Source organism: Sorangium sp. So ce836 (genome assembly GCF_028553905.1).
GTDB lineage: Bacteria > Myxococcota_A > Polyangia > Polyangiales > Polyangiaceae > Sorangium > Sorangium cellulosum_D.
Map to the genome: position 1 here is coordinate 11,749,517 of NZ_CP102233.1, position 20,128 is coordinate 11,769,644.

19 protein-coding genes are annotated in these 20,128 nt (G+C 72.9%); 14 read left to right on the forward strand and 5 right to left on the reverse strand.

Features of this window, described 5'->3' with window-relative positions:
• The first annotated feature begins 70 nt into the window (after positions 1 to 70).
• The 4 genes from purQ to NQZ70_RS42855 all read left to right on the forward strand — a co-directional run bounded on the left by purQ (position 71) and on the right by NQZ70_RS42855 (position 3,359).
• Complete coding sequence (gene purQ, locus NQZ70_RS42840) at positions 71 to 796, forward strand: phosphoribosylformylglycinamidine synthase subunit PurQ (RefSeq protein ID WP_061625438.1); 726 nt, start codon at positions 71 to 73, stop codon at positions 794 to 796.
• Complete coding sequence (locus NQZ70_RS42845; protein ID WP_129581917.1) at positions 793 to 1,590, forward strand: zinc ribbon domain-containing protein; 798 nt, start codon at positions 793 to 795, stop codon at positions 1,588 to 1,590. The genes purQ and NQZ70_RS42845 overlap by 4 nt, the downstream gene beginning before the upstream one ends.
• A complete protein-coding gene (locus NQZ70_RS42850) occupies positions 1,568 to 2,905 on the forward strand; it encodes a DNA methyltransferase (protein WP_129579362.1) in 1,338 nt (445 codons plus the stop codon). Before NQZ70_RS42845 ends, NQZ70_RS42850 begins: the two co-directional genes overlap by 23 nt.
• Before the next feature lie 61 nt (positions 2,906 to 2,966).
• A complete protein-coding gene (locus tag NQZ70_RS42855; RefSeq protein ID WP_272826779.1) occupies positions 2,967 to 3,359 on the forward strand; it encodes a hypothetical protein in 393 nt (130 codons plus the stop codon).
• Between the two features lie 46 nt (positions 3,360 to 3,405).
• Here the strand turns inward: NQZ70_RS42855 and NQZ70_RS42860 are convergent, their stop codons facing one another.
• A complete protein-coding gene (locus tag NQZ70_RS42860) occupies positions 3,406 to 4,665 on the reverse strand; it encodes an NAD(P)/FAD-dependent oxidoreductase (protein ID WP_129579364.1) in 1,260 nt (419 codons plus the stop codon).
• 118 nt (positions 4,666 to 4,783) lie between these two features.
• Here NQZ70_RS42860 and NQZ70_RS42865 point away from each other — a divergent pair, with 118 nt between their 5' ends.
• From NQZ70_RS42865 to NQZ70_RS42885, 5 genes are all read left to right on the forward strand, one after another.
• Entirely contained in the window at positions 4,784 to 5,110 is a 327-nt protein-coding gene (locus tag NQZ70_RS42865) for a 2Fe-2S iron-sulfur cluster-binding protein (protein ID WP_129579365.1), read from the forward strand.
• A 181-nt stretch (positions 5,111 to 5,291) separates the two neighbouring features.
• Entirely contained in the window at positions 5,292 to 6,956 is a 1,665-nt protein-coding gene (locus tag NQZ70_RS42870) for an isocitrate lyase/phosphoenolpyruvate mutase family protein (RefSeq protein ID WP_129579366.1), read from the forward strand.
• A gap of 4 nt (positions 6,957 to 6,960) precedes the next feature.
• Complete coding sequence (locus tag NQZ70_RS42875; protein ID WP_129579367.1) at positions 6,961 to 7,473, forward strand: thiamine pyrophosphate-binding protein; 513 nt, start codon at positions 6,961 to 6,963, stop codon at positions 7,471 to 7,473.
• Entirely contained in the window at positions 7,470 to 8,033 is a 564-nt protein-coding gene (locus tag NQZ70_RS42880) for a thiamine pyrophosphate-dependent enzyme (RefSeq protein ID WP_129579368.1), read from the forward strand. The genes NQZ70_RS42875 and NQZ70_RS42880 overlap by 4 nt, the downstream gene beginning before the upstream one ends.
• Positions 8,030 to 8,737 (forward strand): NTP transferase domain-containing protein, encoded by a 708-nt coding sequence (locus tag NQZ70_RS42885; RefSeq protein ID WP_129579369.1) that lies wholly within the window; start codon positions 8,030 to 8,032, stop codon positions 8,735 to 8,737. Before NQZ70_RS42880 ends, NQZ70_RS42885 begins: the two co-directional genes overlap by 4 nt.
• Positions 8,738 to 8,800: 63 nt before the next feature.
• On the opposite strand, the gene NQZ70_RS42890 is transcribed toward NQZ70_RS42885, so the two are convergent.
• Positions 8,801 to 9,754 (reverse strand): CDP-alcohol phosphatidyltransferase family protein, encoded by a 954-nt coding sequence (locus NQZ70_RS42890; RefSeq protein WP_272826786.1) that lies wholly within the window; start codon positions 9,752 to 9,754, stop codon positions 8,801 to 8,803.
• Between the two features lie 121 nt (positions 9,755 to 9,875).
• Here NQZ70_RS42890 and NQZ70_RS42895 point away from each other — a divergent pair, with 121 nt between their 5' ends.
• On the forward strand, positions 9,876 to 10,244 hold the full coding sequence (locus NQZ70_RS42895; RefSeq protein WP_237244577.1) for a PDZ domain-containing protein: 369 nt from the start codon (positions 9,876 to 9,878) through the stop codon (positions 10,242 to 10,244).
• 16 nt (positions 10,245 to 10,260) lie between these two features.
• Here the strand turns inward: NQZ70_RS42895 and NQZ70_RS42900 are convergent, their stop codons facing one another.
• Positions 10,261 to 10,656 (reverse strand): YbjN domain-containing protein, encoded by a 396-nt coding sequence (locus NQZ70_RS42900; protein WP_237244578.1) that lies wholly within the window; start codon positions 10,654 to 10,656, stop codon positions 10,261 to 10,263.
• A gap of 390 nt (positions 10,657 to 11,046) precedes the next feature.
• Here NQZ70_RS42900 and metK point away from each other — a divergent pair, with 390 nt between their 5' ends.
• Positions 11,047 to 12,294, forward strand: a complete 1,248-nt coding sequence (gene metK, locus NQZ70_RS42905; RefSeq protein ID WP_129579372.1) for a methionine adenosyltransferase — start codon at positions 11,047 to 11,049, stop codon at positions 12,292 to 12,294.
• A 340-nt stretch (positions 12,295 to 12,634) separates the two neighbouring features.
• Entirely contained in the window at positions 12,635 to 13,951 is a 1,317-nt protein-coding gene (locus tag NQZ70_RS42910) for a hypothetical protein (RefSeq protein WP_165374453.1), read from the forward strand.
• 41 nt (positions 13,952 to 13,992) lie between these two features.
• Here NQZ70_RS42910 and NQZ70_RS42915 read toward each other — a convergent pair whose 3' ends face one another.
• Positions 13,993 to 14,628 carry a phenylalanine--tRNA ligase beta subunit-related protein gene (locus NQZ70_RS42915; protein ID WP_129579373.1) on the reverse strand — a complete coding sequence of 212 codons (636 nt, stop codon included), beginning with the start codon at positions 14,626 to 14,628 and terminating at the stop codon, positions 13,993 to 13,995.
• 25 nt (positions 14,629 to 14,653) lie between these two features.
• A complete protein-coding gene (locus tag NQZ70_RS42920; RefSeq protein ID WP_129579374.1) occupies positions 14,654 to 15,985 on the reverse strand; it encodes a hypothetical protein in 1,332 nt (443 codons plus the stop codon).
• Positions 15,986 to 16,142: 157 nt separating this feature from the next.
• On the opposite strand from NQZ70_RS42920, the gene NQZ70_RS42925 reads away from it, so the two are divergent.
• Both NQZ70_RS42925 and NQZ70_RS42930 read left to right on the forward strand, forming a co-directional pair.
• Entirely contained in the window at positions 16,143 to 18,776 is a 2,634-nt protein-coding gene (locus NQZ70_RS42925) for an O-antigen ligase family protein (RefSeq protein ID WP_129579375.1), read from the forward strand.
• 59 nt (positions 18,777 to 18,835) lie between these two features.
• The gene (locus tag NQZ70_RS42930; RefSeq protein WP_129579376.1) at positions 18,836 to 20,098 is read left to right on the forward strand and encodes a hypothetical protein; all 1,263 of its coding nucleotides are present in this window, start codon (positions 18,836 to 18,838) and stop codon (positions 20,096 to 20,098) included.
• The last annotated feature ends 30 nt before the right edge of the window (positions 20,099 to 20,128 follow it).

Below are 20,128 nucleotides of genomic sequence, written 5' to 3' on the forward strand. Positions count from 1 at the left end.
AAGCCGGTGAAGCGGCGCGCACCTTCACGACCCCTGGCCGAGCGCCGGCAACCGGACTACGTGGACGGCCATGCACGCGACCGTGGTCATCTTCCCGGGCTCCAACGCCGATGCCGAAATGATCCATACGCTCCGCGACGTGCTCCAGGTCCGCACGTCGACCGCCTGGCACCGCGACGCCGAGCTCCCCGCTGGCACCGACCTCGTCGCGATCCCCGGCGGGTTCTCCTACGGGGACTACCTGCGCTGCGGCGCCATCGCACGCACGAGCCAGATCGTCCCCGCCATCCGCCGGCACGCGGAGCGCGGCGGCCTGGTGCTCGGCGTCTGCAACGGGTTCCAGATCCTCACCGAGGCGGGGCTGCTCCCGGGGGCCCTCACCCGCAACGCGCACCTCCGCTTCGAGTGCCGCGACGTCTTCGTGACGCCGCGCGCCGAGGGGCCGTTCACGAGCGGCCTGCCTCGGGTGCTCCGCCTGCCGATCGCCCACGCCGAGGGGCGGTACCAGGCGGATCCGGAGACGCTCCGCAAGCTCGTCGAGGATCGCGCCATCGCCCTCCAGTACTGCGACCGGGAGGGGCTGGTCGGAGGGGACGCGAACCCCAACGGATCCGCCATGGACATCGCCGGCATCTACGGCGGCCCCCGGCGCAATGTGCTCGGGCTGATGCCCCACCCCGAGCGGATGAGCCAGCCCTTCCAAGGGCAAGGCTGCGCGGACGGGCGCGCCCTGTTCGACGCCGTGCTTCGCAGCGTGAACGGCGCACGCGCCGCGTCCGCCGCGAGCGCGCCGTGAGCCAGACGCCGTCCGGCGACGCCCGCTGCCGCGTGTGCGCCGCGGTGCTCGCGCCGGGGAGCGCGCGCTGCCCACAGTGCGGCGCGGACCGGCGTGCCGAGGCGTGCCCGCACTGCCGCGGGGTGGCCGGCGTCTCCGCGCACCCCGAGCTGCGCTTCCGGTGCGACGCCTGCGGCGGCCCGCGCGTCCCGGTCGACGGCGACGGCGTGAAGCGATCCGGCCGCGAGGTGCCGCCGCTCCAGAAGGCGCGCGCCGCGGCCTCGGCGCGCTCGGTCTGGCGCGCGGCGGGCATCGCGGCGAGCGCGCTCTTCGGCTTCGAGGTGCTCCTGTTCGCCGTGATGCTGCTCGTCCTCGGCGCGAGCGTCGGGCTCTTCGCCGCGGGCCTCCTGACGATGGCGCCCGTCGCCGCCTTCGCCCTGTGGGCGTTCCGGCGGGCCAAGGCGCGGGGCCGGGACATCGCGCCCGCGCTCGACGCCGCCTGGGTCTCCGTCGCGTCCGACGTCGCCCGGCAGGCCGAGCGCCCGCTTACCGCCGGCGCGCTCGCCTCGACCCTCCGCATCGGCGAGGCCCAGGCCGAGGAGCTGCTCGCGCTGCTCGAGGTGAACGACGTCGTGCGCGGCGCGGTGAGCCCCGCGGGCGAGTTCGGCTACGCGCCGAGGCTGCGCGTCGGCGCGGCGCCCGGGGGCGAGCCCGAGGCCGAGCGCGCGGCGCGCGCCCTCGCCGCCGAGGAGGAAGCGCTCGCCGACGTGCCCCTCACGCAACGGACCGCCCATGTCGAGCCCACGAAGCGCTGATCCCAAGCCGAAGCCGGGCGCCCCGCGGCAAAAGCCCCGCGCGCCCCAGGAATCCCGCGCGCCCCAGGAGGCCCGCGCGCCCCGGCCCGCGCCGCAGGCGCGCCGCGCGCTGACCAACGTGGGCGGCGAGACGCGGCTCGAGGGCGATCCGGCCGACGCGGCGATGCTCGCCCACGCGCTCGACGTGGCCAGCGCGAGCGACGCGGAGGAGGCGGCCCGCGCCCACGTGCACGGGTTCCACAGCTACCCGGCCCGGATGCACCCGGACACGGCCCGCCGGCTCGTCGAGGCGCTCTCGAGGCGGGGCGATCGGGTGCTCGACCCGTTCTGCGGCAGCGGCACCGTCCTCGTCGAGGCCCGGCTCGCGGGCCGCGCGGCGATCGGCGTCGACGCGAACCCCCTCGCCGTGCGCCTCGCCCGCCTGAAGGTGCAGGGCAGCACCCCGGGCGAGCGCGAGCGCCTCGTCGCGGCCGCGCGCGAGGTCGCGGCCGCCGCCGACGAGCGCCGCAAGGCGCGCGCCGGCCCGAGCCGCCGGTACGGCCCCGAGGACGTCGCCCTCTTCGAGCCGCACGTGCTGCTCGAGCTCGACGGGCTGCGCGTCGGCCTCGACCGCCTCGCGGGCCACGGCGCCGACGCGCTGCGCGCGGATCTGGAGCTCGTGCTCTCGGCCATCCTCACGAAGCTCAGCCGCCGCACGTCCGACACGTCGGAGCACGAGCTGCCGCGGCGGATCGCCGCCGGCTATCCGGCGCGGCTGTTCGTGCGCAAGGCGGAGGAGCTGGCCCGCCGCCTCGCCGACGTCGCCGCGCCGCTGTCCGCGAGCCCGCCCGCGCTCGTCGAGGAGGGCGACGCGCGCGTGCTGCGCGGCGTCGCGCCCGACTCGGTCCACCTCGCGGTCACGTCGCCGCCGTACCCGGGCGTCTACGACTACCTCGCCCACCACGAGGCCAGGCTGCGCTGGCTCCGGCTCCGGAGCGCGAGCTTCGAGCAGGACGAGATCGGCGCCCGCCGGCACCTCGACCCGCTCGGCCCCGAGGCCGGCCGCGCGCGCTGGCGCGAGGAGCTCGGCGGCGTGCTCGTCGCGCTGGCGCGCGTGCTGCGGCGCGGGGCGCCGCTCGTGCTGCTGATCGCCGACAGCGTCGTGGCCGGCGCGCCGGTCTACGCGATCGACGTGGTGAAGGCCGCGGCCTCCGGCGCGCGCTTCGCGGTCCGCGCGGTCGCGTCGCAGCCGCGCCCCCACTTCCACCGCCCCACGGCGCGCGCCTTCCAGCGCCGCCCGCGCCACGAGCACGCCATCCTGCTGATCCGCGCCTGACCGGCCGAAAATTGCCCCGCGGCGCGCGCCCGTGGCAGGGTGCTCCGCGATCGAGCGGGGCGTGACGCGGCCGGCACCGGACGCCGGCGGCGCCCCCGGGCGCGCGACGATGGCGAGAGCACTCCTCGGACTCCTCCTCCTGTGTGGCACCTGCGTCCTCGGCTGCGGCAAGGCCGGCGGCGATCCGGGGAGCGCCGAGCTCGAGAGCACCGGGGTCGACGCGTGCGACGGCTACCTGGCCGCGATGCTCGCCTGCGCCGGCAAGCTGCCCGCGGAGACGAGGAAGGGCCACGAGGCCGCGATCCGGATCGCGCGCGACGCGCTCGAGGCGAAGGCGGAGGCCGACGACGAGGCGCTCGAGGGCGGCGCGAGGGACGAGGCGCGCAGCGCGCTCGCGGCGGCCTGCCAGCAGATGAGCGAGGCGGTCGTCGAGCGCACCCCCTGCGGCGGGTGATCGCGCGCGCAGCGGCCGGCTCGCGCGCGCGGCCGCGCGCCGCGCGTCACGTGAAGGTGGGCACCTCCGCCGGATAGTGCTGCCGGAGGAACGACGCCCACTGCGGGCGCTTCTCGGCGTGGAACACGTCGCCCGCGAGCATGCTGGTGATGAGCTTGCGCATCGTGGGCCGCTGGTTCGGCTCGAACAGCGTCTCCCGGAAGTGGCCCTTGTAGAAGCCCTGCACGACGCCGAGGAACAGATCGACGGCGTAGCGGACCTCCGCCTCGTAGCCCGCGAACGCGGCGCGCGAGGTGTCCCCGGCCTCGAGCGCGCGGTGGATCGCCGTGGCCGCCAGCTCGGCGCCCTTGATGGCGAGGTGCGCGCCCGTCGAGAAGAGCGGGTCGAGGAACCCGCCGGCGTCGCCCACGAAGAGCCAGCCGTCGCCGGCGAGCTGGTCGATCCGGTACGAGAAGTCGGCGAGCGCCCCCACCGGCCTCACGCGCCGCGCGCCCGCGAGGAACTCCCGCGCCCAGCTGCTCTCGGCGACGGTGCGATCGAAGAGATCGTCGAGGCTCTCCCCTCTCCTCCGGCTCCGGATCCAGCTCGACGACACGACCGCGCCGACGCTCGTCACCTCGCCGCGGAACGGGATGAACCAGAACCACCCGTGGTCGAAGATGACCAGCTGGATGTTGCCCTGGTGGATCCCGTCCTCGCGGACCACGCCCTCGTAGTGGGCGAAGAGCGCGGTCTTGTCGAGCTCCGCCAGCTGCGCCTTGCGCCGCTGCCTCGAGGCGAGCAGCGTGTCCCGCCCCGTCGCGTCCACGATGACCGGCGCCCGGAGCTCCACGACGTCGCTCGCGCCGGCGCCCTCGGACCTCGCGCGCGGCCGCGCGCGCACCCCGACCGCGCGCGACCCGTCGAACAGCACCTCGACGGCCTCCCACGACTCGCGCACCTCCGCGCCGAGCTCCGCCGCGTGCCGCAGCAGCAGCTGGTCGAACACGTCGCGCTCCACCTGGTAGGCGAACTCGAACTTCGGATCGAACGCGTCGGCGAAGCTGTACGTCCGCGTCCGCCCCGTCGACGAGCACAGGAAGCGGGCGCCGTATTTGCGGAGGAAGCGCGCGTCGAGCTGCTCGTCCAGCCCGAGCCGCTCGAAGACCTCCCGGGAGCGAGGCAGCAGCGACTCGCCGATGTGAAAGCGAGGGAACGTCTCCCGCTCGAGCACGAGGGAACGGCGGCCGAGCTTGGCCAGCGACGCGGCGAGCGTCGACCCACCCGGCCCGCCGCCGAGGATGATTGCGTCCCAGCGATCGGTCATGCCTCCGTCGTATAATGCGTGGAGACGCCCGCGAAAATGCGGTCGCGGCGCCAGCGCGGAGCCGACGCGCCCGCGCCATCGGAGCGGGGCCCCAGCCAGGGCGCAGGAGGTAGCGGCGATGCCCACGGTCGTGTTCGAGGCCAGCGAGCTCGGCCCTTCCGTCTCCGCCGAGGCCGGGGCCGGCAGGCTCATCGACGTCTGCGACGACGCGCGCGCGCCGGTCGTGTTCTCGTGCCGCGACGCGCGCTGCGCCACCTGCCGCGTCGAGGTCGTCGAGGGGGAGCAACACCTCGAGCCGCCGGCGCGCGACGAGCTCGAGCTGCTCGAGCGCCTCGGCGCTCCGCCGCGCCTCCGCCTCGCCTGCCAGGCGGTGCTCCGCGCCGGCCCTGGGCTGGTCCGGCTCCGCGTCCTGCGCGGCATTGGCGGGACCGGCGAACGGTGTTAAGTCAGCCCCCGTTCTGAGGCCCGGCTCCGAAGGGGGGCGAGACCCGGCGCTCCACGGCGCCGCCCGCGCGCGGCGACGGCGGGGGGCCGCTCGCTCGGGCCGCGCTCCGCTGCGCAGCGGGCGCGGTCGCTCGCCGGGCGGACAGCGACGAGGCCGCGCGGAGGAGAGGAGTGGAGCAGACGTGACCAAAGCCAGGAAGCTGCGCGAGCTCATGGCCCGCCCGGGCCCGATCGTCATCATCGGCGCGCACAACGGGCTCTCCGCGAAGATCGGCGAAGAGGCTGGGTTCGACGGGCTCTGGGCCTCCGGCTTCGAGATCTCCGCGAGCTACGCGGTGCCGGACGCGAACATCCTCACGATGGCGGAGAACCTCCACGCCGCCAAGATGATGAACAACACCTCGCTCCCCGTCATCGCGGACTGCGACAACGGCTACGGCAACGCCGTCAACGTCATCCGCTGCGTCGAGGAGTACGAGGCCGCCGGCGTCGCGGCCATCTGCATGGAAGACAACATCTTCCCGAAGCGCTGCAGCTTCTACGCGGGCGTGAAGCGCGAGCTCGCCGAGGTCGAGGAGCACGCGCTCAAGGTCCGCGCGGCGAAATCGGCGCAGAAGGACCGCGACTTCGTGGTCATCGCGCGGACCGAGGCGCTCATCGCCGGCTGGGGGATGGATGAGGCGCTCCGCCGCGGCCGCGCCTACGCGGACGCTGGCGCCGACATGGTCCTCATCCACTCGAAGAGCAAGGACCCGGACGAGGTGCTCTCCTTCGCCCGCGCGTGGGATCGCCCGGGCACGCCGCTCGTCTGCGTGCCGACGATCTACCGCACGACCACCGTCGACACCCTGCACAAGGCCGGCTTCAAGCTGATCATCTTCGCGAACCACGCGATCCGCTCCTCCATCAAGGCGATGACGGAGACGCTCCAGACGCTGAAGCGCGAGATGTACACCGGCAGCGTCGACGACAGGGTGGTGCCGCTCGAGCGCGTCTATCAGCTCGTGGGCGTCGACAAGATGAAGCAGGAGGAGTCGAGCTTCCTGCCCTCCGGCAGCCCGGGCGTCACCGCGGTCATCCTCGCCGCCGGCCAGAGCCAGGGCCTCCTGCCCCTCACGGAGGAGCTGCCGAAGCCGATGCTCGACCTGAAGGGCAAGAGCATCCTTGAGCGGCAGATCGACGTGCTCAACGCGTGCGGCGTGAAGGATGTCGCCGTCGTGCGCGGGTACAAGAAGGAGGCGATCAAGCTCCCGAACGCCCGCTATTACGACAACGACGAGTACGCGACGACGAACGAGGTCGCCTCGCTCTTCCGCGCCTCCAAGGAGCTGAACGGGCCGTTCGTCTTCCTCTACGGCGACATCGTGTTCGAGCGCGGCCACCTCGAGAAGCTCCTCAAGAGCCCGGCCGACATCTCGATCGTCGTCGACCGCGCCTACGCCGAGGGCCAGCGGCCCAAGGACGCCCGCGGCGTGCCGGATCTCGTGGTCCTGAAGGACGCGCAGGAGGCCGGCTACCGCTTCGTGGGCGCCGACGCGCCGCACCGGGTGGCCCGCGTCGGCCGCGCGATCCCGGCGAGCGAGGCGCACGGCGAGTTCGTCGGCATGGCCATGTTCACCGCGAAGGGCGCGCGCCTGCTGACGGACTGCTACCACCAGCTGCAGGAGACCCGCGCGAAGGGCAGCTTCCACGAGGCCGAGTCGCTCCGCAGCGCGACCTTCACCGACCTGCTCCAGGAGCTCATCGACCGCGGCGCGGACGTGCAGGCGATCGACGTCTACAAGGGGTGGCTCGAGATCGACACGTTCGAGGACTACCGCCGCGCCTGGGCGCTCATCAAGGAGTGAGCCGATGTCCCACGGTTCAGGAAAATCGTACGCGCCCGAGTTCGTCGCCGCGCTCAAGGAGGCGGGGTTCGACTTCTTCGCGGGCGTGCCCTGCTCGCTCTTGAAGGGCCTGGTCTCGCGGCTCGAGGCCGACAGGGACGCCCGCTACATCTCGGCGACCCGCGAGGACAGCGCGATCGGGATGGCGGTCGGCGCCTGGCTCGGCGGCCGGCTGCCGATCGTCCTGATGCAGAACTCCGGGCTCGGCGTCTCCGTCAACGCGCTGGCCTCGCTCAGCACGATGTACGAGGTGCCCACGCTGCTCGTCATCTCCTGGCGCGGCGAGGGCGGCAACGACGCCCCGGAGCACATCATGATGGGCGAGATCATGCTCCCCCTCCTCGATCTGATGAAGATCCAGCACCGCGTCCTCCGCGGCGGCGAGCCGATGGGCCCGCAGGTCGGGTGGGCGAAGGACGTCATGCTCTCCACGAGGCAGCCGGCGGCGCTCATCGTCCCGGCGGGGGTGCTCGAATGAACAAGCTCGAAGCGCTCAAGGTGTTCACGGCGGCGGTCGGCAAGGACGACCTCGTGGTCTGCTGCAACGGCATGATCGGCCGCGAGCTCTACACGACGCAGGACCGGCCCTCGAATTTCTACATGATCGGCTCGATGGGGCTCGGCCTGTCGATCGGCCTCGGCCTCGCGCTCGCGCAGCCGCGCAAGCGGATCTTCGTGCTCGACGGCGACGGCAATGTCCTCATGGGCATGAGCGCCCTCGCCAGCGTCGGGAGCGAGCGGCCCGCGAACCTCGTGCACGTCGTCCTCGACAACCGCTCGCACGCCTCGACGGGCGGGCAGCGGACGATCTCGGGCGACGTGAAGCTCGAGTCGGTCGCCAGCGCCGTCGGCTACCGCGCCACGCACCGCGCCGACTCGGTCGAGTCGTTCGACGCGTCGCTGCGCGCCGCGCTCGTGCAGCCGGGCCCGGTCATGGTCCTCGCCCTCGTCGAGGGCGGCACCGTGAAGGGCATCGGCCGCGTCGCCGAGACCCCGCCGGAGCTCGCCGCCCGCTTCGCGGCCGAGGCGCGCCGATGAGGGCCATCCTGCTCGCCGCGGGGCGCGGCCGGCGCATCGGCCGGGACGCGCCCAAGTGCCTCATCTCGATCGAGGGCAAGACGCTGCTCGAGCGCCACCTCGTGAACCTCGCCGAGAGCGGCGTCACCGAGCTGACGATCGTCGTCGGCTTCCGGCGCGAGATGATCGAGGAGGCCCTCGCGTCGCTCCGCGCCCCGCTGAAGATCGAGCTCGTCGAGAACCCGCGGTTCGTCCACGGGAGCATCGTCTCGCTCCACGTCGCGGCCGATCGGCTGTCGGGCGGCGGGCTGTGGATGGACGCGGACGTGCTGTACCCCGCCGCGCTGCTGCGGCGCCTCGTGTCCTCGCCTCACGAGAACTGCCTGCTCGTCGACGCGGGCTCGGAGGAGAGCGGCGAGGAGATGATGGTCGGCGTCCGCGCCGGCCGCGTCCTCAAGATCGCGCGCCGCGTCGGCAAGGGCTGGGACGTGGCGGGCGAGACGGTCGGCTTCGCCAAGGTCGGCCCGCAGGGCGGCCGCGTGATGCAGCGCCTCCTCGAGGAGGAGGTCTCCGCCGGCCGCCTCGATCAGGAGTACGAGGCCGCGATGGACCGCGCCTTCCAGGAGGTGCCGTTCGGCATCGAGCGCGTCGACGACCTGCCCTGGACCGAGATCGACTTCGAGGAAGACGTGGAGAAGGCCCGCCGGCTGGCGAGCGCCCTCTGACGCGCGCTCTCAAGGCGCAGAACGCACGCGGGCCCGAGCTCGGCGGCGCCGCGGCGGCCGAGCTCAGGCCACGGCGAGCTTCCCGCGCCGGGACGCGCCGCGGAGGAACCAGCCGTTCAGCAAGATGACCGCGACGATCCAGACGACCCCGCCTGTCGCGAAGAAGACCTGACCCAGCCAGAGCTGGTCCGCGAGGAGCGTCAGCACCACCAGCGACAGGAACGCGTCCCCGTTCGATATCGCCCAGAGCGCGCCGATGAGGCGCGTGAGCGGCGATGTCTCCTCCCGGATCAGCTGTTTTACCTGATCCGCGCCGGTGGAGGATCGGCTCCGCTCCGGGTCGAACCACTCGTGTTCGAACGCGAGGTGCCCCATCCGCCCGATGAAGACCTCGGCGTGGGCAAAGAACGAGGACGACGGGCCGAGCGCCTGGATCTTGCGGCGCAGCACGTCCACCGTCTCATCGGTGCCACGCTCGAAGATCGAGCAGTACTTGAGCTTGAAGTAGTCCGAGGAAAAGGAGCGCAGCGCCCCCTGGAGCAGCGCGAGCAGCAGGATGCCGTTCGTGGACAGGACGGCGCTCCACGGGCCCTCCGGCGGCGGGTAAAGGTGGAAGTGCCAGAAGATGCCCGCATAGAGGAAGGTCACACCGAGCCAGTCCGCCAGGGCGTCAATGGCGTGCCCGGCGGGGCTCGCCATCCGCTTGGCCCGCGCCAGCGCGCCGTCCACGCAATCCAGGATGGAGCGGAGCTCGAACACGAGCGCGCCGGCGGCGAGGTGCCGCGGATCATCGAACGTCACCAGGTACCCGGCGAGCGCCGCGAAGAGCGGCTGGACCAGCGTCACCTGGTTCGGGGTGACGGGCGTCCTCATCAGCGCTCGCACGATCCTGCGCGCGATCGGGTACCGGTAGTAGCGATTGAACGGGTCCTCCATGCGCATCTTCCAGCCGCCGGGCACACCGCCGGACGCAGCGGCAGGCGTGGAGCTCTCGGGGGCAGCGCACGGTTCGGGCATCGGCGACTCCGGCCCGGACTCTAGGGCAGCTCCCCCCCGAAGACCAACTGGATTGAGCGCTCCGCGGACGTCGTCCGACGATGAGGAGCACGGGACGCCCGTCGGGCGCTATGGTGTCCCCGTGGCAAGCAGGTCCTTCGGCGCGGCGCTCCTGCTCATGGCGGCCGGCTGCGCGGCGAGCGTGGGGTCCATCGGGGCCGTCCTGGGGAGAGACAACGAGTCGCAGGCGCTCTACGTGCGCGACGTACCGCGCGGGCTCGCCGCCGAGCGGGCCGGGCTGATCCCCGGCGACGAGATCCTCATGATCGATGGCGTCTACGTCCGGGATCTCTCCTCGGCCGAGGTGCGCGAGCGGCTCCGCGGCGCCGTCGGGAGCGCCGTCGAGCTCACGGTCGTCCGCGGGGGCGACGTGCGGCGCGTCCGCGTCGTGCGCAGCGAGCTCAGGGCGCACGAGGGGATCAAGCCGCGAGAGGAGCCGATCGTGCCGTGAGCCGCCGGGGGGCTCCTCACGGCGTGGCGAGCTCCACCAGCTCGGCATAGTGCTTGTTCGCATAGAACGAGAGCACGTCGACGGCGTCGCGCACCTCGCTCGGATCGAGGTCCTGGAGGCGGTACTCGACACTCAGGATCACGTCGCCCTCCTCGTCGGCCGAGAGCTTGGCCATGTTGATCTCGCGGTTCAGCTGGAGGAGGCGCCGCACGATCGCGTCGCCCTCCTCGGGCTCCATCGGGAGCCGCACGAACGGGATCACCGCGAAGACGACGAAGGGGGGCGAGAGCCGCACGAACAGGGGGAAGAGCCGCTCGGCCCCCTGGAAGTCGCTGCGCATCGTGTCGCTGGACACGACCTCCACGGCCCAGCCTTCACGCTCGAGGCAGGCCCTGATCTCGTCGAACGTCATGCGCGGCATCATAGCCGTTCACGGCGCGCCACCGGGAGTGCGCTGGACCCGAGGCGGGCGGCGCCCCGCGATCGCCCGCGCTCGCGGGCCGCTCGGCGCGATCCCGAGCGCGGCGCAGCTCCTTCGCCTGGCGCCGGCGCGCCCGACGCGTGCCCGACGGCTCCGCGCCGGGGAGCGAAGCGAAGTGTTGCCCAGGCAGCAGCGCGCGCCCACCTCGCGCGCGGGCCGCGGGAGCCGGCCCATTCGCGTTCGGGCCGCGCGAGCCGGCCCATCCGGCAGCTCGTCCGGCCGGCGCTTTTGTCGGCGGCCGGCCGCAGCCCGCGTTGACGGTGCCCCGCGCTCGAACTATGCGTAGAGGCCCGTTTTTCGAGCCCGCCGAAGGAGCGATTCATGCGCCGTTACCAGTTCACTTCCGAGTCCGTCACCGAAGGACATCCCGACAAGGTGTGCGACCAGATCTCCGACGCGATTCTCGATGGCATCATCGAGAAGGATCCGACGGCCCGCGTCGCCTGCGAGACCCTGGTGAAGACGGGCATGGCCGTCGTTGCCGGCGAGATCACGACCTCGGCGTGGGTCGACATGCCGGTGGTCGTGCGCAACACGATCAAGGACATCGGCTACACCGACGCCTCGATGGGCTTCGACTACGAGACATGCGCGGTGCTCACGGCCATCGAGAAGCAATCGCCCGACATCTCCCGCGGCGTGACCGAGGGCGAGGGCCTCTTCAAGGAGCAGGGCGCCGGCGATCAGGGGCTCATGTTCGGCTTCGCGACGGACGAGACGTCGGAGCTGATGCCGTCGCCGATCAGCTATGCCCACCGCCTCGCCCGCAAGCTCGCTGATCTCCGCAAGTCGAAGAAGCTCGATTGGCTGCGCCCCGACGGCAAGACCCAGGTCACGATCGAGTACGAGGAGTACACGCCCGTCCGCGTGAGCGCCGTCGTCGTGTCGACGCAGCACAGCCCCGAGGTCAAGCACAAGACGATCGTCGACGCCGTGCGGAGCCTGATCATCGAGAAGAGCATCCCGGCGAAGCTGATGGATCGGAACACGAAGGTGTACGTGAACCCGACCGGCCGCTTCGTGGTCGGCGGCCCCTTCGGCGACGCCGGCCTCACCGGCCGCAAGATCATCGTCGACACCTACGGCGGCATGGGCCGGCACGGCGGCGGCGCCTTCAGCGGCAAGGACCCGACGAAGGTCGATCGCTCCGCCTGCTACTACGCGCGCTACGTCGCGAAGAACGTCGTCGCGTCGAAGCTCGCCGCGCGCTGCGAGGTGCAGATCGCCTACGCCATCGGCGTCGCGCAGCCGGTCGGCGTGCACGTCAACACCTTCGGCACCGGCCGCGTAGGTGACGAGGTGCTCGAGAAGTACATCATGCAGAACTTCGACATGCGGCCGAAGGCGATCATCGAGCAGCTCGACCTGCTGAAGCCCATCTACCGCAAGACGGCGGCGTACGGCCACTTCGGGCGCGACGAGTTCAGCTGGGAGAAGACGAACCGCGCGGCCAAGATGGCCGAGGATCTGCTGCGCCCGACGCTCTCCGCGGTGCCCGCGGCCGTGAACGGCTCCGGCAAGAAGGAGCCGAAGCGCAAGGGCAAGAAGGAAGTGGGCGCCCAGGCCTGAGCGTCCGGAACATCCCGCCCGGCACCGGTCGAGCGGGGCAGATCCGGCGGCCCACGCCCCCTCGAGGGGCCCGAGAGCGCCGGCGCGGTGGAAGCGCCGGCGCTCTCTGCTTTGTCGAGGCTCCGTCGATGCGGTCGCCCCTCTTCGGAAGCGCGCCGGACACCCGCGCCTGGCCGGGAGCCGGTGCCACGATGTGGGCGTCCGACTCACAAAAAAGCACCGCGCTTCGCCGGGATGGGCTGACTGTTGCTGCGGCTTCTGCTGATAAAATCATCGCAGACTCCCGTATCGCCGGATCGACCTGAACCTCCTTGGCTCCATGCGCCCTCGAGGAGCACCGATGACGCGTTGGTTGGATTTCTTGAGCCTCATGACCGCGGCGGGGTGCCTGAGCGCGGCCTGCACCGGGAACATCGGACCGGTGGGCGGCATCGCCGCTGGCGGGGCGGGCGCCGCCGAGAGCGCCGCCGGCCCTGGCGGCAACGCGCCCACAGCGACGACCGACGCGACGACCATCACCACGGCGTCGGGCGGCGGCGGCGGCGCGGGGAGCGTGGGGGGCGCGGGGGGCGCGGACTGCGGCGGCTCGCTGGACGACGACGCGGACGGCGACGGCTACACGGAGCTGCTCGGCGACTGCGACGACTGCAACCCGCTCGTCAACCCGGGAGTGGTGGAGCTCGCGACGGTCGGCGGCGAGGGCGGCGCCGCGCCGGAGGCGGTCGACGACGACTGCGACGAATCCGTCGACAACCTGCCGAAGCCCTGCGACGACGACATCCCGATCGACGACGCGGATCCGCTCAGCGCCGCGAGGGCGGTCGAGCTGTGCAAGATGTCGTCCGGGCCCGGCGACTGGGGGGTGGTCTCCGCGGCCTGGGTCATGGTCGACGGCTCGCCGCCCCCGGCAGGGGCGGAACAGAACGCGAACTTTCACCTCGGGCACGGCATCCTGCCCAAGTTCGGGGCCAACATCCGGCCGAAGGCAGGCTCGCGGCTGCTCGCGCTCTCCAGCGGCACGGCGCGGCAAGCGAGCGACGAGGGGTTCGAGAGCCCGATGGGGTTCAACAAGAAGTACGACGGCGAGTTTCCCGAGGGCTTCCCGAAGGACCCGCGCGACTGCGGCGATTTCGTGCCCTTGAAGCCGTCCGACCCGACCGCCGTCGAGATCGCGATCCGGGTCCCGACGAACGTCCGCGGCTTCTCGTTCAACATCAATTACGTCACCTACGATTGGCCGCTCGTCTGCACCGAGTTCAACGATTACTTCGTCGCGCTCCTCTCGCCGCGGCCGGCCAACCTCATCGACGGCCACATCCTCTTCGACAACAAGAGGAACGCGATGAGCATCAACAACGCCTTCATCGACGTCTGCACCTGCGAGGGCGGCCCGCCCTGCAACCTCGACGGCAGGGTGTACGCGTGCGCGAGCGGGACCAGCGAGCTGCTCGGGACGGGGTTCGAGGGCCGCGCGGGGACGGGCTGGCTCGTCACCTCCGCGCCCGTGACGCCGGGCGAGGTGATCAAGATCCGGTGGGGAGCGTACGACGCCGGCGATCACCAGCTCGACTCGACCGGGCTCGTCGACAACTGGGTGTGGCTCGCCGAGAAGGACGAGACCGTGAGCACGGTGCCCGTCGACCGGCCGCCGCCCTAGTGACGAGGGCGCCCCGCGCCGGCGGCGGCTGAGCCGGCGGTTCAGGCCGCGATCGGCGCGTCCGAGGTCGCCGCGCCGACGCCGGCGAGCAGCGCCTTGTACCAGGCGGCCGCCTCCGCCGCGCGGCCCGGCAGCGCGCGGCTGCCCCAGAGGACCGAGAGCGTGCGCGTCGTCCCCGCGTGCGTCTTGGTCCGCTGCGAGTCCTTCACGGCGTTCGCGCACGGGCCTTCCGCGTCGAAGACGCAGAGGAGCCCCTCGAGGTCGATCTCCTGCCCCGACGCGTTGAACACGTAGCGGGCGCCGGCGGGCGCGACGTCGATGCGGAGCGGCGGTCTCGCGCGGTCGAGATCGATCACGCTGATGGGCAGCCCGGTGTGCAGCGACACGGCGTTGCACGCGTCCACGGCCGCGTTGATGGTCGCGAGCGAGCCGCCCTCCGCGGCGCGGATGAGGTACTCGGAGGCCGGCTTGCCCCGGCCGGTCGGCTTGTAGCCGCCGTGCCGGAGCAGGTCGCGGACCGCCGACCGCACGGCGTCGTCCGAGCGGAACGGGGCCGAGGCCTTGTCGGACAGGAGGGCGCGGAGCGCGTCGCTCGCCGGCAGCTCGCCGAGCGGCGCGGGGAAGGTCGTGACGAAGGCAGCGGCTTCGAGCAGCGGATGTGCCGAGATCGTGAGCACGCGGCGCAATCTACACCAGCCGCGCTCAGTGGACCTCGTAGAACTCGACGCGGCGTAGATCCGCGCATTCCTGGCTGCCGTCCGGGTCTCCCAGGATGTGGATGCGGCCCGACTCGGGGACGGCGATCGCGACGGCGGCCGCCGGCTCGTCGACCGAGACGTCCTTCCCCCCGTCCCCCTCGTCGAGCGCGACGCGCAGCGACAGCCCGGACGGCGAGCTCGAGACCTCGACCTGGAAGGCCTGCTCGCGCTCCCAGGAGAGGCTCTCCGTCGCCAGGCTCGCGGAGCCGTCGGCGCCCGTCACGGTCATCACGACGGCGCCGTCCGAGGCGCGGAGGAACACCCGGGTTCCAGAGTCGATGTAGAGGAGGTCGTGATCGGCGAGCTGCTCGCCAGAGGCGTAGTTGGGCGCGAACTCGAGAATCGCCTTGAACCACCCCTTCCAGATCAACCATTCGGCGTTGTTCGCATACAGCACGTCGGCCTCGCGCCGCCGCGCGCTGCCCGAGGTGGGGATGGCCGACGAGGGGTATCGGGCCGACTCGAGGCTCAAGAACGCGAAGCTCGCCGCGCTCTGCCGGGCGTCGTCGCCCGCGGCGGGATAGACCCAGATCTGCCCGGCGCGGGCGGTCTCGACGCCGGTGAGGTCGACGCGGCGCCACGCGCGCGCCGGCGCGGGCACCCTCGCGCGCTCATCGTTCTGGGCGGCCTCGTCGAACGCGAAGGCCCGTATCCACGCGAAGTCGCCCTCCTCTCCTTCCACGTCGCCCACCCAGCCCGAGACGGTCGAGGTCGACCCGTCGCTGCGGTCGACCGGCACATAGGCTGCAGCGGCCTGCGCGGTGTCTTCATCGGAGACGCGCCCGGCGGACACCTCGCCGTCCGGCCCGCGCGCCTCCGCGAGGCTGGCCTCGTGGAACGTGCGCCATGGGCGCTGCAACGGAGTCGAGAGCGGAATCCGGTTCTCGCGCGCGCTCTCGAGGCTGAGCCCATAGGGGCCGTCGTCCCGGATCCGGCGGGCGCGGGCCGCGTGCGCGGCGATTCCGCTCACGAGGGCGCCCTCGCCGATCTGCACGGTCTTGTCCGGAGTGGGGCTCTCCAGCGTCAGCCACCCTGGAAGCTCGTAGATCCCCGGCTGCGCCGGGGCGCTCGCGGACCACCCGTAGAGCATCCCGTTCGGCAGGCCGTCCACGCTCCCCTCGCCGCCGCCCCCGTCATCGCCCGGCGAGGCGGGGGCGCCGCCCGCCCCGCTCCCTCCCGTGCCCTGCACGTCGAGCGTGCACGCGGCCCCCGCGCTCGCGACGAGGACCGCGAACGGAAGGACCGTTGATGCGCGGCGGAGCGCGGCGGCTCTCATGGCGGGATGATTGTCCTCCCACTCTCTCGCTGTCAATCCTGGCGCCGCGCCCATCGAGCCTGTCATGCCGTGATCGATCTCGTCCCTTCGCGACCGAGATCGACTACCCTGGCGGGCTGTGGATCCGGACTACCCCCGCTCGAAGCCGAGGTCGCCCATGGAACGCCGGCGCTCGATGGGCGCCGCGGCGTGGAGCCGACCAGGAGGCGCCGCGCCGCCGCTCGCCGAGCGGGTGATCCCGTGGTTCCTCGCGGCCGCCATCGCCGGATCCGTGCTCGCCATCGGCGCGGTCCATACGCCCACGCTGGCATTGGTGTCTTCGATCACGACGATCGCCGCCGCGCTCTCGCTCCGCGCCGGCGCGCTCACCGAGGGACGATCGTTGGTGAGGACGCTGCCCGTCCTCACGCTGCTCGGCTTGACCGCTTATACGCTGCTGCAGGCCGTGCCCCTGCCGCTCGCGTGGCTCGAGCGCCTCTCGCCCGCGAGCGCCGACATCTGGTCGCGCGCCCTGATGCCGCTCGGCGAGGCGGCGCCGCGGTACGCCAGCATCTCGCTCGATCCGGGGGCGACGCTGGTCGAGGCCGTGAAATGGCTCACGTATTCCGGCATTTTCATCGCCGCGACGTTCGTCGGCGGGCGGCGCGGCGCGAGGCTTGGAATCACCTTCGTCTTCGGCAGCGCGTTCCTCGCCGCGCTCACGACGATCGCCCACGGGCTGCTCGGCGCGACGAAGGTCTTTGGCCTGTATCAACCGCGGTTCTCGGTCGCGGCGTGGCACATCGGTCCGCTGCTCAACCCGAACAACCTCGCCGGGTACCTGAACCTCGGAATCCTCTCCGGGGTCGGGCTGCTGCTCACGAGCCGGCCGCTCCTGCCGGCCTGGGCTGCCGGGGTCGGGATCACCACGATCGTCGGGGTCGGCATCATCGCGTCCTCGCGCGGAGGGCTGCTCGTGCTGCCGCTCGGCCTCGCCCTCTTCGCGCTGCTCTCGCGGCGGCGGCGCGGCAGGCGGCGCTCGGGCGCCCGCATCCAGCGCCCGGCGGCCTGGCTGCTGGGCTTCGCCATCGCCGGCGGCGCGCTCTTGGCCGCGCTCGCCACCACGAACCGCACGTTCTCGGAGATCGCGGACGACAACCTCAACAAGCTGTCGCTGTTCTACGCGACGCTCCCGCTGCTCGCGGACCACTGGCTCTTCGGCATCGGGCGCGGCGCCTTCGAGACGGTGTTCCCCGCTTACCGGCAGGAGCCGGGGAACATCGTGTTCACGCACGCGGAGAACTTCGCGCTCCAGTGGGCGGCCGAGTGGGGCGTCCCGGCGGCGGCCGCCGCGCTCGTCGCGCTCGGCGTCGCGTTTCGCCCGAGCAAGATCGCGCTCCGCGGGAGCACGGCGGCGCTGGGCGCGTGGGTCGGCTGCGTGGTGCTCCTCCTCCAGAACCTGCTGGATCTCGGGCTCGAGGTCCCAGGCGTCACCATCGCGCTGGCGGCGACCCTGGGCTCGCTCTGGGGCGAGGCCCACCACGAGCGCCCGCGGCGCGGCGCTCCGGCGGACGAGGCCGCCCCCGGGGGGTGGCGACCGTGGCAGGAGGCGGCGTGCGCCGCCGCCGCCGGGCTCGCGCTCGTCGCGCTGATGCTGCGCTTCGGCTGGCGCGACGTCGACCACGACCGCCGGGAGCTCCGCGCCGTGAGCGACGCCGGGGCGGCGAGCGGCGCCGGCTGGCCGCGCTTCCGCGAGGAGCTCCGCGCGGCGATGCTCCGCCACCCCGCGGAGCCCTACTTCCCGCTGCTCGGCGCGGTGACCGTGCTGCAGGGCCGGATCGAGAGCCCGATCCCGTGGCTCCAGCGCACGCTCGAGCGCTCGCGCCGCCACGGCCGCGCCCACCTCCTGCTCGCGGAGGTGCTCGCGTCGCGCGGCGCCAAGGAGCAGGCGCTCCTGAGCCTCCGCCTCGCGGTGGAGGACGACGCCAACGTCACCGGCACGGCCGCGGTCCTCGCCCGGCAATGGACCGAGCGCTGGGAGGAGCTGCTGCGGGCGGTGCCGGAGGGCAAGGCCGGGGTCGAGATGCTCGAGCGCATGGCGATCGTGGGGGACCGCCGGGAGGCGCTCGACGTGCGCCTGCGCTGCGCGGAGGAGGCGGTCGCGCGCGACCCGGCGCGCATCGGCGCGCGCTGGGCCGCGGGCACGGCGCTGCTCGCGATGCTCGAGGATCCGACCTCCGCCCGCTGCGGCGGCGACGAGGCGCAGGCCTGCGAGCGGCAGGTCGAGGCGCACGCGGCGGCGATCCAGGGGACGAAGAGCGACTCGTACCTCGCGGTCCAGCTGCGGGCGCGGCTCCTCCTCGCGCGCAAGAAGAGCGCGGAGGCGGAGCAGCTGCTCGCGGAGAGCTGCGAGCGGCTCGACAACCGGCTCGGCTGCCTCCGCCTGCGGGTCGTCGCGGCGTCGCAGCTGGGCTCGTCCGAGCGGCTCCTCCCGGCGCTCCGTGACCTGATGCCGGCGGCGTGCAGCTCCCACGCGGAGTGCGCGTCGGCGGCGACCTGGGTCGGCGACCTGCTCGCCGCGCGCAAGGACTACTCGTCCGCCGTGACCTACTACGCGCGGGCGGCGCAGGACGAGCCGACGGAGGAGCGCCTCCGCAAGCTCGCCGACGCCGCGAGCGCGGCCGGCGCGCACGTGGAGGCCGCGAGCGCGCTGGAGCGCCTGCTGCAGCGCCGCGGCGGCAACGACGCCGAGCTGCGCCGGAGGATCCTCGACGAGCGGGGCAAGGCCCTGGCGCCTACGCTCGCGCCGTAGGTAGACTGCGCGCCCCCTGTGGTCATGCGCGACTCTGTCCGCCTCCAGCGAAGCGCCTCGTGAAGCTGTCGTCGTTGCTGCGCGCCCTGATGCACGGGGGCACGGGGGTCGCGTTCGCCGTCCTCCTGCCGCGGGCCCTCTCGCTCGCTGCGCAATGGGTGCTCGCGCTCTCGAGCCAGCCTGCGGCCCTCGCCGCGCTCGCCAACTACATGTCGCGCGGGATGGTCGTCGTCTCGCTGGTCCACGCCGGCCTCTCCCCCATCCTGGCGCGCCGGACGCGCGCGCTCGCGACGAGGGCGGGCCGCGCGCTCGCCGGCGGCGCGCTCGCGATGATCGCCGCGCTCGCCTTCAGCATCACGCTCGCCCACGAGCTCGCCCTCGGGCTGGGCGGCACGGCGGGGCTCGTCACCGCCTTCTTCAGCGCGTGCTCGCTGCTCGCCGCGGCCTCGCCCAGCCTCTGGCCGCTCTTTCAGCGCGAGGGCCGGTACCTTCGGTCGCTCGCGGTGCTCCTCGTCTTCTCGCCTGGCGCGTCGATGCTGGGCGCGCTGGCCGGCCTCCCTGGCGCCGTCGCCACGGCCATCGGGCTCGCCGGCGCCTCGCCCGCGCTGCTCCTGCTGCGCCCGACCCGGCTCCGGCGCGCGGCCCGTTACGCGATGAGCATCATCCGGCGGTCGATCCCGTACTCGATCGCGACCTTCGCGACGGTGGTCGTCTATCCCATCTCGCTCAGCGTGAACCAGGAGCACATCGGCGAGCATCGCGTCGGGCAGCAGGTGCTCTACTGGTCGTTCGCCCTGGCCCTCTCGAACGCCTCCCAGGCGTTCGCCGCGCGTGCCGTCTCGGGCGCGAGCAGCTCGGGAGACGAGGCGACCTGGCAAGCGCGCGCCCTGCGCGCCTGGCTGCCGTCGGGGGTCGCGCTCTGGGCCGCCGGCGCGCTCATCTACGCGCTCTTTGCGATCCCGATTCCCGGGATCCCCCATACGGGGGCTGCGCGAGACGCCATGACGGCGACGATGCTGGTCTCCGTGGCGGGCCCGCTCGTCACCGACACCTTGTGCGTCTACTTCTCCGGCCCGCGCTCGCGCCGCGCGCTCCCCATCGGCAGCGTGCTGAGCAGCGCCTGTATGGCCGGATGCCTTCTTCTGGCGCCGGCGCCCCTGGTCCGCCATTTCGGCGTGTTCGGCCCGTCGGTGCTGGTCGGCGTGGCGCGCCTCGCCTTCGTGCTCGACGCGCCGGTGCGACGCTACACGCTCGGAGCGATGTTCCTGCTCATCGCCGCGTTCGCCGCCGCGCTGGCGCTCGGTCAGGGCGTGAGCTTCTAGCCTCGACGTGGGTACGGCTGCCGGTACGGG